The following is a 15,899-nucleotide window of genomic DNA, read 5'->3' on the forward strand; positions in this document are numbered from 1 at the left end:
TCAGGCGTCCGCGGAGGACGCCTCTGCTTCCGGCAGTGACTCAAGCGGTGCAGGTCTGCCAATCAGATAACCCTGCACATAATCGATGCCTAGCGCGTGAACCGCGCTACGTATCTCTTCGGTTTCGACATACTCAGCCACCACCAGCATCTTTTTCATGCGTGCCAGATGGCAGATAGACGCCACAATCTGATAATCCAGGCTGTTGTTGACGATGTTGCGAATAAAGCTGCCGTCGATCTTGAGAATATCCGCATCCACGCTTTTCAGCCGCGCATAGCTCGCATAGCCGGTGCCAAAATCATCAATCGCAATACGTACCCCCATTTTCTGCAGCTGACGGAGAATATGTAGCGCCTGCTCCGCATTGCAAAAGGTGCTGCACTCCGTCACTTCAAAGATCAGCTGCCATGGCTCAATGGCGTATTTCGCCAGCAGGCGACTCACCTCAAGCGGAAACTGCACCCGACACACGGTCGGCGGTGCCAGATTAATGGCAAAGCGCTGGCCGGGCAGCCTTTCGCGATGCGCGGCCAGGAAGCGCAGGGTATGCTCCAGCACCCACAAATCCACCCGCGAGGAGAGGCCAAACTCCTGCGCGACGGGCAGGAATTGGTCGGGGGAGATCAATAGCCCGTTGACATCCGGTATCCGGAGCAGGACCTCATGATAGCAATCGCCACGCAGGCCGCGAACGGGTTGAACCAGCAGGGTGAATTCGTCGTTATCGAGTGCCTTTTGCAGGCGGCTCATCATCGCAACTTTATCCTTCAGGCTGCGCTGCAAATGGACTGCCCCACGCTGCTGAAGATTTTCCGGATGATTGGAGGAGAGCGACAGGTCGGCAACCACGCCCAGTTCACCCAGCACCAGATAAAGATGGTTAACCGGGGAGCGGACATAGCAATAACTCACGCCCACCTGCGGCTGTAGCGGCATACCGTCCCAGACAAAGCGGAACTGTTTGATATGCTCGTCCAGGGTTTCAATCCGCTGCTGGTGCGATTCCGCGTTGAGCCGAACCGCCATGTCGTACCCGGTCAGTTGATACACCAGCTCATTGGGCTGGAGCGTGCCGTTCACCCACTGCGCCAGCTGCTGTTTGTACTGAATGCGCAGAAACACGCCGTAATTTCGGCCCAGAATTTCCAGTTCAGGAATGCGCAGCAGGCAGAGCGCCGACCACGGGTTTTTCGCCAGATCTCGCGACAGCGCCCGCAGGTTAGGCATATGGACAACCGGGTCGAGCAGCGCCAGCCTGCGGGAGCGTTTGTTCACCGCGCGCTGCCGGGTCGCCAGCATCGACATATAAATCACCACGAACGAGAAGACCAGGTAACTGGAAGAGGTGATCGCCAGCTGAATGTCATACCCCGGGTTCACCGGGATATAGCGGTAGAAATAGTGAATAGTCACCAGCAGTATCGGCGTCCAGATAAGCGAAATCAGCTTATAGCCAAAACGCATCGCGCCCCAGAGCATCACCGGCATCAGCAGCGACAGGGTGTAGTTTGTGGTGAAAATGGAGCTGTTTTCATTCATCGGGAGCAGCAGCAGTGATAGCAGACCGCCAAGCGCGATAGCCCACATCAGAAACTCAATGACCGTCACCTTTTTGTCTATCTGGGAACGGATCTGCGAGATAAGGCTTTTGAGATAGCGCGGATGACGAATCAGGCGGATCAGCAGATAGCTCAGCGGCACGCCCGTCAGCCCGCTGACCAGCAGCGTCTGATAGTTGATGAGCGTGCGAATATTAAGGGGGGTTACTCCCGCAAGGCTCTGCCGGCTTTCATACACGCCCAAATACACCGCAAACTGAAACAGCACCAGAAACAGCGTCGCGGGGCAGAAGACCTGCCAGAAGATCCGCTGCGCCATCAGCCGGATGTCGCCGTACGCGGTCATATTTCGTCTGGGCGCAAACACCCGGTAGCCGCCCCAGCTGAGCACTAAAGGGACGACAAAATGGAGCACGACGGCGACCGTTTCGAACATGCCGACCGAGGGGTAATAGCGGATAAACAGCGACAATACGATCCCGGGCAGCGCTTCCAGCCCAAAGAACATTATCAGCGAAAGCAAAAATGAGAGGGGTAAATAATAGAGTGCCGCAATGCCGTCGCCCAGCTGCGTGAACGTATTCGCAATGCTCATCGCGGGAAGCAAAACCACCGGTAAAATAAGCGGCAATGCCCACCAGCGGTTTTCATTTTTTTTCAGGAAAGCGAGAATGTTCATAGATGCCCGGTTAAATCCCTTACGCTCCAGAGGGAAAATAAAGACAGGCATCCAACCTGACGTACGCGCCGCCCGGCGGCATGCGGGGCGAACTGTATGGAGGAAGGATTTTAGATATCAGAGCCGGGAAGCAGTTGACTTAAATCAAGTTACTTTGCGCAAATAACTTTTTGCGGCGATTTTTTGAAATTATTTTCTTCATATTATCAATATGGTAAATGCATCGATTAATTTAAATAACTTTAATCAATGTAAGCATTGACGGTTATTTACACACTGCAGAATTGACCCCATCTTCCCGCTGTGCCTTAATATCCTTGTCGCCCAAAAGGGCTTATCCAGGAAAAATAGAGTGAGTCAGGTCACGCGTATGCGCAAACGACATCGATTTAACACCCGAATGACCCGCATCATACTGCTCATCAGCTTCCTGTTTTTCTTTGGCCGCTTCGTTTACTCATCAATTGGCGCCTGGTACCACCATCAGGATAAAACCCAGTCGCAGCAATCCAGCCTGACCGTCGACACCGCCGATCGCTAGGCCGCCGGAGGGGTTTGTATCATCCGAATAATGCCTGCTATCCCTTTGCTGAGGATTTTATCCTGTCGCATCACCACCGCCAGCTGCCGCTGCAGCATGGGCATCAGCGACATCACGCATAGCCCTTCTCGATCGACTTCCTGTTCTACCGCCATTCGCGGCACGATGCTGTAGCCCAGCCCCGCGCGAACCATACGTTTGATCGCCTCGATGCTGCCAAGCTGCATCACCGGTGCGATCGCTAATCCATTAGCCGCAAACCAGCCATCGATCAGCGCCCGGGTACCGCTACCTGATTCAAAGGCAATCAGCGGCTGAGCGTGCAGCGCCTCCGGGGTGAACGCCCTGAAAACATCCTGTAGCTCCCGCGAGGCGATAAAGACAAACTCTTCATCCATCACCGGCATGACGTCCAGCGCCTTGCCACTCACCGGCAGCGTGACCAGCCCCATATCGAGACGGTTCTCTTCGATGGCCCTGACGATATCGAGGGTGTTGCCCGTCGTCACCCCCACTTTCAGGAGCGGATAGTCGCGGCGTAGCTGCTCCAGCAGCGGCGGCAGAAAATGGATGCAGGCCGTTGCCCCCGTGCCAAGCGTAACGGTACCGCTCACGTCGTGGCTAAACGCATTCACGGACCGGATAGCGTCATCCACCACCTGCTGAATACGCTCCCCATGCGCCAGCAATGCCTCTCCGGCAGCCGTCGCCCTAATCCCCCGTCCGGTACGCTCCACCAGCCGCGCTTGCAGAAACTGCTCCAGCTGGCGTATTTGCAGGCTGACGGCGGGCTGGGAGATACCCAGCAGATCCGCTGCCGCTGAAAAGCTACCGCGCTGGATCGCCAGACGGAAGGTGGCGAGATAGCCCAGATTAAGCGTCGTCATTCAAAGTTTCTCTTATACCGCGCATAAGGTTGCTGCCCTGCCAGCACAATACCGCGCCCGTTATGCTCAGGACAACTGCATAGCGGAATGAAAAACAATGGAAACACCTGCCCTGCCACGCCGCCTCGCCCTCACGGCCGGGTGTAATCAACTCATCAACTGGGGGATCTCGTTTTATATGCCCGGCACCTTTGCGCTGGCCATTTCAGCCGACCGCGGATGGTCGTCACCGCAGATTTACCTCGGCCTGACGCTGGCGATGCTGGTGATGGCGGCGCTATCCCCTTTTGTCGCCCGCCTGCTGGCACGCTTTGGCGGTCAGACGGTGGTGATGAGCGGAACGTTGCTGATCGCCGCAAGCTGCGCAGGCATGGCGTATACCCAGACGCTTTTTGGCTGGTACTGTGCCTGGCTGGTCAGCGGCGTAGGGATGCGCCTGTCGCTGTACGACGCGCTGTTCGCCGCGCTGGTGAACCTCTACGGGCAGCAGGCGCGAAGAACAATCTCGCGCGTCACGCTGGCGGGCGGGCTGGCATCCGCCGTCTTCTGGCCGCTGGGCGATGCCCTGCTTCAGGTTATGAGCTGGCAGGAGGCGCTGCGCGTCTATGCTCTCTTCGGCCTGCTGAGTGCGGGCCTGATAAGAACGCTTCCCCGGCAGCGGCTGACGGTAACGACAAAGGTCACCGCGCCGCCTCTGGAAAACGAGCGGCGTAACGGCTGGCTTTATGCCGCCTTCATTGCCCTCATCACCTTTGTCTCGAACGGCACGTCCACCCATCTGCCGGAGTTTATTGCCCACTTCGGCCTGCCTGTCGCCATCGGCATGCTGTGGGGGATCGGCCAGACGGGTGCTCGCTCGCTGGAAGTGCTGGCGGGCGCCCGCTTAACCCCATTCAAACTCACGCTTTTTACCGCCCTCGCCATGCCGCTCTGCTTTCTTCTGGGGATGAGCAGCGCCCTGTTTGCGTGGTGTGCGGCCGGGTTTGTGCTGGGCTATGGCGCCATCAACGGGCTGGTCACCATTGTGAAAGCCACGCTGCCGCTGGAACTGTTTAGCACCGAAAGCTATGCCCGCCGCACGGGCATGCTGCTTATCCCCGGCCAGCTGATGGCGGCAGCCTCGCCGTTTGCCTACGCGTGGCTGAACAAAACGCTGGGGATCGCCGGCGCAATGTGGGTGTCGACGGGTCTGACGCTGGTGATCGCCGGGCTGGCGATAGCGATTGTGCGCCGTCCACGCAGGCAAACTGTATCGCACTGTATCCAGAGCGCCACGCTGACAAACGGGTACAAAACGCCGCCTCCGGCAAATATCCCCGATACATAAAAATGGTTTTCTTTCCCTGTCGTCATTCAGAACCGATGAGGAGAGAGACCGATGATCCTTCGTTATGCACTTATCCCCTTGCTTGTCCTGGCATCCGTAGCATATGTCCGGGCCACACCGCTGGACAATCTGAGCGCCGCGGACGTTAACGGCCCCGCCGCCGTTGCGCCGCTGGCACAGCCGCAGCCGCCTGCAAAGCTGATAGTCGACCCGCCGCTGGCCGGGCCGTTGAGCAAAGGCGCGGTGTTTATCCAGTACCGTGCCGAAAACCTTCGCATCGAGCCGGTATTCGGCCCCGAAGCGCTAAAGGTTACCCCGCGCATCGGGCACATTCACGTGGTGGTGGATAACGCGCCCTGGCACTGGGCTGACGCCAGCGGAGAGCCGGTGATCCTTGTGGGGCTGCCCGCCGGTAAACACAAGGTGACCATTATTCTGGCTGACCCGACGCATAGGCCGCTCGACCACAAAACCGTTGAATTCACCGTCCCGCCCCATGCGGCGGTCCATCACTTTTAAGGAGTATGAAGATGAGAGCACTGTCTGTAGTGACCGCTGGCCTGCTGGCGCTTTCCGCCAGCACCTTTGCGCAGAGTAAAACCAGCGTCGTGCTGGTGCACGGCGCGTTTGCCGACGGCAGCAGCTGGAATAAGGTGATTACCCTTTTGCAGAAACAACACGCAGAGGTCATTGCCGTCCAGCTCCCGCTTACGTCGCTCAAAGATGACGTTGCGGCCACAAAGCGGGCCATCGCCCGTGCGCAGGGTGACGTGGTGCTGGTGGGCCACTCCTGGGGTGGCACCGTGATTAGCGAGGCGGGAAACGATGCGCGGGTAAAATCGCTGGTGTATGTGGCGGCGTTCGCGCCGGACTCCGGCCAGTCGACGGCGGACCTGGCAGGAAGCTACCCTGCCCCGCCGGGCAGCGCGGGCATTGCCAAAACGGCGGACGGCTATTTATACCTGCCAACAGGAGCCGTCAGAAGGGACTTCGCGCCTGACGTGAAGCCAGCCATCCAGAATACGTTTGCATCCACGCAGGGGCCGATTAAGGCCGAGGCGTTTGGTGAAAAGATCGCCCACGCGGCGTGGCATGACAAACCGAGCTGGTATGTGGTCAGCAAGAATGACCGAATGATCAACCCCGACCTTGAACGGGCGATGGCGAAGACTATCCACGCAAAAACCGCCGAGGTGGCGGCAAGCCACGTGTCGATGGTGAGCCAGCCGGTTGCCGTCGCCCGGACGATTGAGCAGGCGATTGACGCAAAGTAATATTTTGCGGATTCCAGGCCGGGTAAGCGCAGCGCCACCCGGCAAAAAACAGCCTCAGCGCCCGCCATCCTCGGGATAATCCCGATTAATCCACGCGTGGTCCTCCTCCCAGGTGAACATCCATTTGCGCACCGGCCCCGCCATGACGTTGAGGTAATAGCTGTCATACCCGGCCATCGTCGCCACCGGATGGTAGCCCTTCGGCACCATGACCACGTCGCGGTTGTAGACCGCCATGCACTCATCCAGCGCTCTGTCGTCGGTGTAAACGCGCTGCATGCAGAACCCCTGCTCCGGGTTGAGGCGATGGTAGTAGGTCTCCTCCAGGTACGTCTCCTGCGGCGGGTTATCAGTGTCGTGCTTATGGCTCGGGTACGAGCTGGTGCAGCCCTCGTTGGTCCAGACCTCCACCACCAGCAGGCTGTCGGCGGGCTTGTCTTCCGGCAGAATGTTGTGCACGAAGCGCTGGTTGCGCCCCTTGCCGCGCGCCTCAGCGTCGATATCCTGCGGAGCTATCAGCCGCGTCGGGTACGTGCCTTTGCCGGGGGCGGCGCAGACCGCCAGCTCCAGCTTCGTCAGCGCCTTCACCTGCACCGCCTCCTGCGGGGTAACGTAAACCGCCCACGGCTTGATGCGCTCGAACGGGCTCATCCGTTCGCCAATATCGTTAAACTGCGCGGAGGACGTGCTGATGGAGGCGCGTCCGGCCACCAGCACCAGACAGCGCTCTTCGCTGACGGCGGGCAGCGCCAGGGTCTGCCCCTCCAGCAGCTCATATGCCTCAAACCCAACGTACCCCCACCCTGCGCTTTCCGGCGTGACGGACTGGGTCCGCCCCTCCGCGTTCGGCTGTTGCCAGCGTGATAACAGACGTGACATGTCCCCTCCTCAAATCAGTCCGGCGTCGCGCGCCAGGCGGCTCAGGTTGTTATACCCCAGACGGGCGTAGGTCAGCGGATGGGCTATCGCCGGATCCTGCTCTGCCTCGACCACCAGCCAGCCGTGATAATCCTGCGCCTTCAGCAGCCGCATAATCGGCGGGTAATCGACGCAGCCGTCGCCCGGCACGGTAAATACGCCGCTCAGCACCGCATCGAGGAAGCTGGTTTTGCGGTTTTTCACGTCCGCCAGCACGTCGGCGCGCACGTCTTTGCAGTGAACGTGGTTGATGCGCGACGCCCAGCGCTGCGCCACCGCCAGCGGATCGGCCCCGGCAAAGGTCAGATGGCCGGTATCCAGCAGCAATCCAACCGCTTCACCGGTGTAGGTCATCAGGTTGTCCACGTCTTCGGCGGACTCAATCACCGTGCCCATATGGTGATGGTAGGCAATCTGCACGCCCTGCTGCTGCGTATAGCGAGCAAATTCGGTGAGCTTCTCGCCGTACTCCTTCCAGCGCGCCTGCGGGAAGCGCGGGCGCAGGTGAACCGGGGTCTGCTGCTCGCCGTGAATGCAGCCGCTCACTTCCGCAAAGACCAGCACCTTCGCCCCAAGCTCGCGCAGCAGCGTCAGGTGGGGCTGCACGGCGGCGATCTCTTCCTCCACGCTGCGCTCCAGCAGGCGGCCGGAGTACCAGCCGGAGACCAGCTGCAGGTCGTGGCGCTGCAGGATGGGGCCGAGCAGGCGCGCTTCGCGCGGGAATTTATTGCCCAGCTCGAAGCCAGCGAAACCGGCCTCTTTACCTTCGCTCAGACAGGTCTCCAGCGACGTCTCCGCGCCGAGAGAAGGCAGATCGTCGTTCGTCCACGTCAGCGGGTTAATGCCTAATTGCACACTCATTGTCGTCTCCATTATGCGTGTCCGCGCTCGCGCCACCAGGCGATAAGCTGCAGGTAGTTGTCCCGGATGCGCGCCACCAGCTGCGCATCGTCAATATCGTGTTTCAGCCACGCGCGGGAGGCATCGCCAAACAGCGTGCGCCCCACGGCGAAGCCTTTTACTACCGTCTGCCCCGCTGCGGCTTTGAAGTCGGCGCGCAGCTGTTCCGCCGGGGCGTCCAGGCCGAGGATCACCACACCGCGGCAGTGCGGGTCCCGGCGTTCGATAATCTCGCTCAGCGCCGTCCAGCCGTCAGCCGAGAGCGGCGGCAGCTTCCACCAGTCCGGATAAATACCCAGGTTGTAGAAGCGGGAGATGGCGCGCAGGTAGAGCTCGTCGCTACGCGGCATGGTCGCGGGCAGGATCACCTCCAGCAGCAGCTCGTGCCCGGACCGACAGCAGGCGTGATACACCTCGGCAATTTTCTGCTCCTGCTCCAGGCGCAGGCCGTGAGCGTCTTCAGGATGGAAGAAGACCAGGCACTTCACCACATGCTCCTGCGGCCAGCTGATAAGCTGGGTGCCGATATTGCCGTGCTCCATCTCCAGCGGCCGGGAGCCCGGCAGCTCAATGGGACGGCCAATCCACCACCCTTCCCCGGTGATCGCGTTCAGCGCGTCCTGACCGAAGGTTCCGTCGCACAGCAGACCGGCTTTGCCCTCCAGCCCGGCGCGGTTCGCGGCCTCGCGGCTGGCCTGCAGGATCAGCTGCTTCAGCGCCGGAATGCGCCCGATCGACGCGCCGCACTGCATCGCCATATCCTCAAGCTGGCTGCGGTGGTCGAAGGCCATCACGCACAGCTCCGGCCACTCGCGGCGGCGGGTGGTAACGCGGTGGAGATGGTTAAGACGCGGGTCGAGATCCGGACGCGGCACATTCGCGGCGCGGGAGAGATAGTCATCCAGCTCGATTTTGCTCGGCATCGCCGGGGCGCAGCCGTGGCGCGACACCACCAGCGCGCCGCAGGCGTTGGCGTAGCGGCACGCCTGCTCCCAGCCCTCGTCGTTCAGGTAGCCGCGCAGCAGGCCGGACATAAACGCGTCCCCCGCCCCGAGGACGTTCAGTACCTCCACGCGCACGCCGGTCACCGTCAGGCCGTCGTCCAGCCGGGGCGGAATGGCGCCGGTATAGACCGAGCAGCCGAGCGACCCGCGTTTGCAGACCAGCGCTGCTTCACTGACGGCGCGCACCTGCCCCAGCGCCTGCAGGGTATCCGTGCTGCCGCCCGCAATGTGGAACTCCTCTTCGGTGCCAACAATGACGTCGAAGAGGTGCAGTACCTCCTGCAGCTCGCGGGTGACCCTTTCGGCGGCGATGAAGCGCGTTTCGCCGTCGCCTAAGGCGGTCAGCCCCCACAGCACCGGACGGTAGTCGATGTCCAGTACCGTGCGCACGCCGTGGCGGCGGGCATAGCCCAGCGCCGTCAGCACCGCCTCGCGGGTTTGCGGATGAGAAAGATGAGTCCCGGTGATGGCAAGACAACGTGCGGAGGCAATGTAGCTTTCGTCCACATCGCTGGCCGTAATGGCCATATCCGCGCAGTTATCGCGATAAAAAATCAGTGGAAAGGTGTCCCGGTCTTTAATGCCGAGCAGCACCAGCGCCGTAAGGCGTTGTTTATCGGTAATCAGATGGCTGGTATCGCAGCCCACCTGGTTGAGCTCTTCCCGAAGGAAGCGGCCCATATGTTCATCGCCGACGCGCGCCAGCATCGACGAACGTAAACCCTGACGCGCGGTGCCGTACGCCACGTTGCCGGACGACCCGCCGAGATATTTGGCGAAGCTCGACGCATCTTCCAGACGGGCACCAATCTGCTGGCTGTAGAGGTCTACCGCCACGCGGCCCATGCATATCACATCAAACTGCTTTTCCACGTTGATACCTCATCAGACAATGTCGTTCACGTTCAGCCAGCGGCCTTCCCGGTGCGAGAGCGCGATCGCGTCCAGCACGCGCGACACCTTCCAGCCCTCTTCGAAGTCCGGCCACATCGGCGCGTCGGCGGCAATCCCGTCCACCAGGTCGCGCACCTCCACCGTTTTTTGATCGTTAAAGCCAATCCCGTGGCCCGCGCCCATGCAGAACGCGGCGTAGTCCGGGTGTGACGGGCCGACGAGCAGCGTGCGGAACCCCTGACGGTTCACTGGATCGTCATGCAGATAGAGCTTCAGTTCCGCCATGCGCTCCTGCGTGAAGCTGATGGCGCCTTTCGTCCCGGTGATGACGAACGACAGCCCCATCTTGCGGCCGCAGGCAACGCGGGAGGTTTCAATCACGCCCTGCGCCCCGCCCGCGAAGCGCACCATCGCGTGGGCCTGGTCCTCATTTTCGACGAGGATCATCTCCGACGAACCGGCCTTTGCCGGACGTTCCGGGACCACGATCTTCAGATCGCCGCAGACCTGCTCAATATCCCCCACCAGGTACTGGGCCATATTGACGATGTGCGCCGCGAGGTCGCCCAGCGCGCCCAGCCCGGCGGTCTCTTTAAAGCAGTGCCAGTGAATGGGCGAGCGCGGGTCGGCCATATAGTCTTCGTTGTGGGTGCCGTAGAAGTGGATCACCTCGCCAATCTCGCCGCGGGCGATAATCTCCTTCGCCAGCTGCGCGGTCGGGTTCTTCATGTAGTTGAACCCCACCAGCGTTTTCACCCCGGCCCGCTTCGCGGCGTCGACCATCTCGCGCGCGTCGTGGGCGTTCAGCGCCAGCGGCTTCTCCGAGTAGACGTGCTTGCCGTGGCGGATCGCCTCCAGCGCCATCTCTTTATGCAAATGGTTGGGTGAGCAAATATCCACCACGTCAATAGCCGGGTCGGCCACCAGCGCCCGCCAGTCGCCGGTGGAGCGGTTGAAGCCAAACGCCTGCGCGCGCGCTGCCGCGAGCTCCGGCGTGACTTCCGCCACCATCTCGCGCACCAGCCTGCCGCGCAGGTTGAACACCGTCGGGGCCTGGGCATAGGCGATAGCGTGGGCCTTGCCGATATACCCGGTGCCAATTAATCCAATACGAACCTCTTTCATCGTGATCCTCACAGTGCGCCGCGACGGCTTTTGGCGTAGGTATCAAACGCCACCGCCAGAACGATAATTAATCCGGTGATAATCTGCTGGTAGTAGGCCGAGACGTTCATCAGCACCAGGCCGTTAATCAGAATCCCCATGATGATGGAGCCGATAATGGTGCCGCCGATGCGCCCGTAGCCGCCCATCAGCGAGGTGCCGCCAATCACCACCGAGGCGATGACGCGCAGCTCAAATGAGATCCCGGCCACCGCCTCGGCGCTCCCCAGACGCGCGCTCAGGATGAAGCCCGCCAGCCCCGCCAGGCAGCCGATCAGCACGTAGACGCTGACCAGCACGCGCTTGACGTTTACCCCCGCCAGGCGCGCCGCCTCCGGGTTGCCGCCGATGGCGTAGACGAAGCGGCCCCAGCGGGTTTTATGCAGCGCCAGATAGCCGCCGAGGGCGACGATGGCGAAGATCCAGATCGGGATGGAGATACCGAGCAGCTCCCCGCGCCCCCACCAGCGGTAGCCCTGATCGAAACCAGCAATCGGCGCGCCGTCGTTAATCACCAGCGTCAGGCCGCGCCAGATGGTCATCCCCCCGAGGGTGACGATGAACGGCGGCAGGCGCAGGCGGGTGACGCCCAGACCGTGCAGGAAGCCAATCGCCGTGCCCATGGCCAGACAAATCCCCAGCCCGATCAGCCAGCTCATGCCGCCCCAGGCGTTCGGGTCAACGGTGGTGAAGTTGTCGCCTTTGATCACGTACGCCGCGGTCATGGCGCACACCGCCAGAATGGAGCCCACGGAGAGATCGATCCCGGCGGTCAGGATGACGAAGGTCATCCCCACGGCCATGATCCCGTAGATGGAGACTTCGGTCAGGATGTTGAAAATATTGCGTTCAGAGAAAAAATTGCTGTTCTGCGACTGGAAGAAGATCAGCAGCAGGATCATGAAAATCAGCACCCCGAAGCGCTCGAAGAAGGCGATAGGATCGATGCGTCCGGCGCGTTTGACCGGGGCCTGCGTTTTAGAAATCATCTGCGTCATGTGAAACTCCGTTATGCCGCGTTCAGGGCGTTGTGGTTGATGGCCATCATCGTCATCAGCCGTTCTTCGTTAGCGTCGTCGCCGTGGATCTCGCCGGTCACCCGGCCTTCGCTGAGGGTGATGATCCGGTCAGACACCGCCATCACTTCAGGCAGATCGGAGGAGATCACAATCACCGCCACGCCCTTTTTCGCCATCTCAAACAGCACCTGGTGCACTTCCGATTTGGTCCCCACGTCGATGCCGCGCGTCGGTTCATCGACGATCAGCACCCGCGGGTTGAGGGCCATGCAGCGCGCGAGGATCACTTTTTGCTGGTTTCCGCCGGAGAGCTTGCGCACCTCCTGCGCGCTGTTGACCATTTTGATCTGCAGCGCCTTGCGGTAGGACTCAATCAGATCGTCCTCTTTGCGGGTGTTCACGAACCAGCGCCACTGCAGCAGCGAGGAAAGGCAGGAGAGCGACAGGTTGTCGCGAATCGACAGCCCCAGCACCGCCCCCTCTTTTTTGCGATCTTCCGGTACCAAAGCCACGCCCTGGTCGAGGGCGTAGAGCGGGTCGCGCGGCTGGTACGGCACGCCGTCCAGCTCAAAGCTGCCCGAGGTAAAGGCGTCTGCGCCAAACAGGCAGCGCGCCACTTCGGTACGCCCCGCGCCCACCAGGCCAGCAATCCCTAACACTTCCCCGGCGTGGACGTGGAAGCTGATGTCGTGCAGGGCGATGCCGTGGGGATCGAGCGGCGGCTTCTCGCGGCTCAGACCCTTCACCGCCAGGCGGACGGGTTTGTCTTCATGATGGGTCTCGCTGGCGGGACGGCGGTTAAAGGCCACGTCGCGCCCGACCATCAGGCGAATCAGCTGTTCGACGTTGGTCTCCGCCACCGCGCCGGTGCCGGTGAAGCGGCCGTCCTGGAAAACGGTAAAACGGTCGCAGAGCTGGAAAACTTCGTGCAGGCGATGGGTAACGTAAATAATGCTTACGCCGCGGTTTTTAAGCTCCCGCACCACGCGGTGCAGGCTTTCCACCTCGCTGTCGCTCAGCGCGGCGGAAGGTTCATCCATAATAATCAGCCTGGCGTTGAGGGTCAGCGCCCGGGCGATCTCCACCATCTGCTGCTGGGCGACGCTCAGACGGGCCACCGGCGTGGTCGGGGCAACGTTCAGCTGCAGGTAATCAAGAATGACCTGCGCCTCCTGGTTAACCGCTTTTTCGTCGACGATCAGGTTACGCCTGCGCGGCTCGCGCCCGAGAAACATGTTTTCCGCGACGGTCATGTTGGGCAGCAGGTTGAATTCCTGATAGATGGTAATAATGCCCTTGTTCTGCCGCTCAACGGGGGAATCATCTACCGGCAGCGTTTCGCCGTTAAACCAGATATCCCCCCGGGTTTGCGGCTGCGCCCCCGCGAGCGCCTTCAGCAGCGTGGATTTACCCGCCCCGTTTTCCCCCAGCAGGGCGTGGATTTCTCCTGGCCCGACGGTCAGCTGAGCGCTGCTCAGCGCCCAGACGCCGGAAAAGCTTTTCGCCAGCTCGGTCACTTTCAGTAAGGGTTGCGACATCGGTCTGCTCCTCCTCATGATGAGCCGCCAGAGGCGGCTCGGGACATATTAGTTACCGGCCTCACCGATTCGCTCAGCCTGCTGCAGGTTCTCTTTGGTGATAAGCGTCGGCGGGTAGTCGGCCCCGGTGATGGCTTTCTTCTCGCGCACGTTGGCCACCAGCTGGCTCATCGCCGTCTGCACCGCAAAGCCCGGACGCTGATCCGCGGTCACCGCCAGCCAGCCGTCGCGCACGCGGGCCAGCGCTTCCGGCACCGCATCAAAGCCGGTGACCAGAATTTCTCCCGGCTTCACGCCCTGGCTCTGCAGCGCTTCAATCGCGCCCAGCGCCATATCGTCGTTGGCGGAGAGGATCACCTGCGGACGTTTCGGCAGCGAAGGCAGAACGCTTTCCACAATGCGCATCCCTTCAGAACGCATCCAGTTACCGGTCTGATCGGCGACGATCTTGTACTTATCCCCGCCCGCCTTCAGGCTGTCGCGGATCCCTTTGGTGCGTTCAATATTGGAGGAGGAGCCCGGCTGGCCGGTGAGGAGAATGATGTCCGCGCCGTTAGGGAATTTGGTTTTGACGAAGTCGCCAACCGCCTGGCCACCCTTGTAGTTGTTGGCGCCGAAGTGCGGCACTTTCTTCTGGCTGTCGACGGATCGGTCAAGGGTCACCACCGGCAGCTTCGCATCCTGAATTTCATCTACCGCACTGGAGACTGCGTTTACGTCATTCGGGGAGACGATAAAGCCCTGCGCCCCAAGGGTGATGGCATTTTCCAGGTCAGCCACCTGTTTCGGCGAGCTGCCCTGGCCGTCCAGCACCTGAAGCTTCACGCCCATCTCTTTTGCGGCTTTCACCGCCGTGCGCTGCATGTGAACTTCAAACGGCATGGCCAGGTTTGGCGTACTGAAAACGATTTGCTCGTTTTCGGCGAGGGCGGCCCCGGACGTCATGGCGATGAGGGCGGCTACGATCAGTTTTTTCATTATTATGTCTCTCTGTGTAGGGTTGTTGCGTTTAGAGGACGATCTCGCGCTGGCTACGCAGTGATTCCAGCGCTTTATCCGCAAGGTACAGCGCACGTTCACCATCATCGCCGCTGCAGTCAGGCACCGCTTCGCCGCGCAGGACCGCAACAAAGTGTTCCCATTCCGCGGCGTAAGCGGATTTGTAGCGCTGCAGGAAGAAATGTTCCGGCAGCGCGCTGGTGCAGCCCTGTTTGCCGTAGTGCTGCACCTGGTTTTCCAGAATGTTGCCCGCGCACAGCAGCCCTTCTGAGCCGTGCAGCTCCAGGCGCTGGTCATAGCCATAGGAAGAGCGGCGGCTGTTGACGATGGTCGCCATCGCGCCGGAGGCGTACTTCAGAACGATAAACGCGGTATCGATATCCCCCGCCTCGCCAATTGCCGGATCCACCAGGTTGCTGCCCTGGGCATAGACCGACACCGGCTCTTCGCCCATGATGAAGCGCGCCATGTCAAAGTCGTGAATGGTCATATCGCGGAACATGCCGCCGGAGACGCGCACGTACTCAGCAGGCGGCGGAGACGGGTCGCGGGAGATGATCAGCAGCGATTCCGGTTTGCCGATGCGCCCGGCCTGCGCGTCGGTTTTCACGCGGCGGAACTGCGGGTCAAAGCGGCGGTTAAAGCCGATAAAGAGCGGCACGTCGTACTCTTTGACCACCTTCAGGCAGTCGCGCACGCGGGCGAGGTCAAGGTGTACCGGCTTTTCACAGAAGATGGCCTTACCGTGGCGGGCGGCCATTTCAATCAGATCCGCGTGGGTATCGGTGGCGGAGGCGATCAGCACGGCGTGAACGTTAGGGTCGGTCATCGCCTCAATCAGGCTCTGCTGGCGTGCCTGATACTGCGCGGCGAGACGGGTGGCAAATTCCTGATTCGGGTCAACCACGGACCAGAGCGTGGTCGCACCGTGGCTGGCGATGTTAGCTGCATGTACCTGGCCAATTCGGCCAGCGCCCAGTAAAGCAATGTTAAACATAACGGCTCCCGGTGTTGGTGAATGCTGTGAACTAACGACCCTATAAATAAAACATTTATTTCATTTTTATAAATAGTGAAAATTATGTTTTTGAGTGTGGGTTAACACTTTTGAGATGAATGAGATAAATTTTGTTATCAATCTCACAACATGGCGGGAGGGATTCCCCTCCATTACAGAGGGGCGAGGGAGAAAA

Annotated in this window: 14 protein-coding genes; 4 read left to right on the forward strand and 10 right to left on the reverse strand. The window is 60.7% G+C overall.

Annotation, left to right across the window (positions count from 1 at the left end; translation table 11 throughout):
- Entirely contained in the window at positions 1 to 2,241 is a 2,241-nt protein-coding gene (locus KGP24_RS16755; protein WP_223561189.1) for an EAL domain-containing protein, read from the reverse strand.
- Positions 2,242 to 2,593: 352 nt separating this feature from the next.
- On the opposite strand from KGP24_RS16755, the gene KGP24_RS16760 reads away from it, so the two are divergent.
- Positions 2,594 to 2,782, forward strand: coding sequence for a YfgG family protein (locus KGP24_RS16760; protein ID WP_021241815.1), 189 nt, complete (start codon positions 2,594 to 2,596; stop codon positions 2,780 to 2,782).
- On the opposite strand, the gene KGP24_RS16765 is transcribed toward KGP24_RS16760, so the two are convergent.
- A complete protein-coding gene (locus KGP24_RS16765; RefSeq protein WP_223561190.1) occupies positions 2,779 to 3,669 on the reverse strand; it encodes a LysR family transcriptional regulator in 891 nt (296 codons plus the stop codon). The genes KGP24_RS16760 and KGP24_RS16765 overlap by 4 nt on opposite strands.
- A 97-nt stretch (positions 3,670 to 3,766) precedes the next feature.
- Here KGP24_RS16765 and KGP24_RS16770 point away from each other — a divergent pair, with 97 nt between their 5' ends.
- Genes KGP24_RS16770 through KGP24_RS16780 form a run of 3 tightly spaced genes read left to right on the forward strand, consistent with a single transcriptional unit; the run spans position 3,767 to position 6,270 of the window.
- Entirely contained in the window at positions 3,767 to 4,996 is a 1,230-nt protein-coding gene (locus tag KGP24_RS16770) for an MFS transporter (protein ID WP_223561191.1), read from the forward strand.
- Positions 4,997 to 5,047: 51 nt separating this feature from the next.
- Positions 5,048 to 5,515, forward strand: coding sequence for a DUF6130 family protein (locus KGP24_RS16775; protein WP_223561192.1), 468 nt, complete (start codon positions 5,048 to 5,050; stop codon positions 5,513 to 5,515).
- An 11-nt stretch (positions 5,516 to 5,526) separates the two neighbouring features.
- On the forward strand, positions 5,527 to 6,270 hold the full coding sequence (locus KGP24_RS16780; protein WP_223561193.1) for an alpha/beta hydrolase: 744 nt from the start codon (positions 5,527 to 5,529) through the stop codon (positions 6,268 to 6,270).
- A 54-nt stretch (positions 6,271 to 6,324) separates the two neighbouring features.
- Here KGP24_RS16780 and iolB read toward each other — a convergent pair whose 3' ends face one another.
- The 8 genes from iolB to iolG are packed head-to-tail and all read right to left on the reverse strand — an operon-like array spanning position 6,325 to position 15,703.
- Positions 6,325 to 7,149, reverse strand: coding sequence for a 5-deoxy-glucuronate isomerase (iolB, locus tag KGP24_RS16785; protein ID WP_223561194.1), 825 nt, complete (start codon positions 7,147 to 7,149; stop codon positions 6,325 to 6,327).
- A 9-nt stretch (positions 7,150 to 7,158) separates the two neighbouring features.
- Positions 7,159 to 8,049 carry a myo-inosose-2 dehydratase gene (iolE, locus tag KGP24_RS16790; protein ID WP_223561195.1) on the reverse strand — a complete coding sequence of 297 codons (891 nt, stop codon included), beginning with the start codon at positions 8,047 to 8,049 and terminating at the stop codon, positions 7,159 to 7,161.
- Positions 8,050 to 8,060: 11 nt separating this feature from the next.
- The gene (gene iolC / locus KGP24_RS16795; RefSeq protein WP_223561196.1) at positions 8,061 to 9,965 is read right to left on the reverse strand and encodes a 5-dehydro-2-deoxygluconokinase; all 1,905 of its coding nucleotides are present in this window, start codon (positions 9,963 to 9,965) and stop codon (positions 8,061 to 8,063) included.
- Between the two features lie 12 nt (positions 9,966 to 9,977).
- A complete protein-coding gene (locus tag KGP24_RS16800; RefSeq protein WP_223561197.1) occupies positions 9,978 to 11,111 on the reverse strand; it encodes a Gfo/Idh/MocA family oxidoreductase in 1,134 nt (377 codons plus the stop codon).
- 8 nt (positions 11,112 to 11,119) lie between these two features.
- Positions 11,120 to 12,148 (reverse strand): ABC transporter permease, encoded by a 1,029-nt coding sequence (locus KGP24_RS16805; RefSeq protein ID WP_008502116.1) that lies wholly within the window; start codon positions 12,146 to 12,148, stop codon positions 11,120 to 11,122.
- An 11-nt stretch (positions 12,149 to 12,159) separates the two neighbouring features.
- Positions 12,160 to 13,707, reverse strand: a complete 1,548-nt coding sequence (locus tag KGP24_RS16810; RefSeq protein WP_223561198.1) for a sugar ABC transporter ATP-binding protein — start codon at positions 13,705 to 13,707, stop codon at positions 12,160 to 12,162.
- Between the two features lie 48 nt (positions 13,708 to 13,755).
- The gene (locus KGP24_RS16815; RefSeq protein ID WP_223561199.1) at positions 13,756 to 14,685 is read right to left on the reverse strand and encodes a substrate-binding domain-containing protein; all 930 of its coding nucleotides are present in this window, start codon (positions 14,683 to 14,685) and stop codon (positions 13,756 to 13,758) included.
- Between the two features lie 31 nt (positions 14,686 to 14,716).
- Positions 14,717 to 15,703 (reverse strand): inositol 2-dehydrogenase, encoded by a 987-nt coding sequence (iolG, locus tag KGP24_RS16820; protein WP_223561200.1) that lies wholly within the window; start codon positions 15,701 to 15,703, stop codon positions 14,717 to 14,719.
- Positions 15,704 to 15,899 lie beyond the last annotated feature (196 nt).

Source organism: Enterobacter sp. JBIWA008 (genome assembly GCF_019968765.1).
Taxonomy (GTDB): domain Bacteria; phylum Pseudomonadota; class Gammaproteobacteria; order Enterobacterales; family Enterobacteriaceae; genus Enterobacter.

What these genes read in the sequence shown, in the direction of transcription:
- KGP24_RS16775 (WP_223561192.1), top strand. Translation starts at nt 5,048, where the DNA reads ATGATCCTTCGTTATGCACTTATCCCCTTGCTTGTCCTGGCATCCGTA.
- KGP24_RS16765 (WP_223561190.1), bottom strand. Translation starts at nt 3,669, where the DNA reads ATGACGACGCTTAATCTGGGCTATCTCGCCACCTTCCGTCTGGCGATC.
- KGP24_RS16815 (WP_223561199.1), bottom strand. Translation starts at nt 14,685, where the DNA reads ATGAAAAAACTGATCGTAGCCGCCCTCATCGCCATGACGTCCGGGGCC.
- KGP24_RS16805 (WP_008502116.1), bottom strand. Translation starts at nt 12,148, where the DNA reads ATGACGCAGATGATTTCTAAAACGCAGGCCCCGGTCAAACGCGCCGGA.
- KGP24_RS16755 (WP_223561189.1), bottom strand. Translation starts at nt 2,241, where the DNA reads ATGAACATTCTCGCTTTCCTGAAAAAAAATGAAAACCGCTGGTGGGCA.
- KGP24_RS16770 (WP_223561191.1), top strand. Translation starts at nt 3,767, where the DNA reads ATGGAAACACCTGCCCTGCCACGCCGCCTCGCCCTCACGGCCGGGTGT.
- KGP24_RS16800 (WP_223561197.1), bottom strand. Translation starts at nt 11,111, where the DNA reads ATGAAAGAGGTTCGTATTGGATTAATTGGCACCGGGTATATCGGCAAG.
- KGP24_RS16780 (WP_223561193.1), top strand. Translation starts at nt 5,527, where the DNA reads ATGAGAGCACTGTCTGTAGTGACCGCTGGCCTGCTGGCGCTTTCCGCC.
- KGP24_RS16810 (WP_223561198.1), bottom strand. Translation starts at nt 13,707, where the DNA reads ATGTCGCAACCCTTACTGAAAGTGACCGAGCTGGCGAAAAGCTTTTCC.
- iolE (WP_223561195.1), bottom strand. Translation starts at nt 8,049, where the DNA reads ATGAGTGTGCAATTAGGCATTAACCCGCTGACGTGGACGAACGACGAT.
- iolB (WP_223561194.1), bottom strand. Translation starts at nt 7,149, where the DNA reads ATGTCACGTCTGTTATCACGCTGGCAACAGCCGAACGCGGAGGGGCGG.
- iolG (WP_223561200.1), bottom strand. Translation starts at nt 15,703, where the DNA reads ATGTTTAACATTGCTTTACTGGGCGCTGGCCGAATTGGCCAGGTACAT.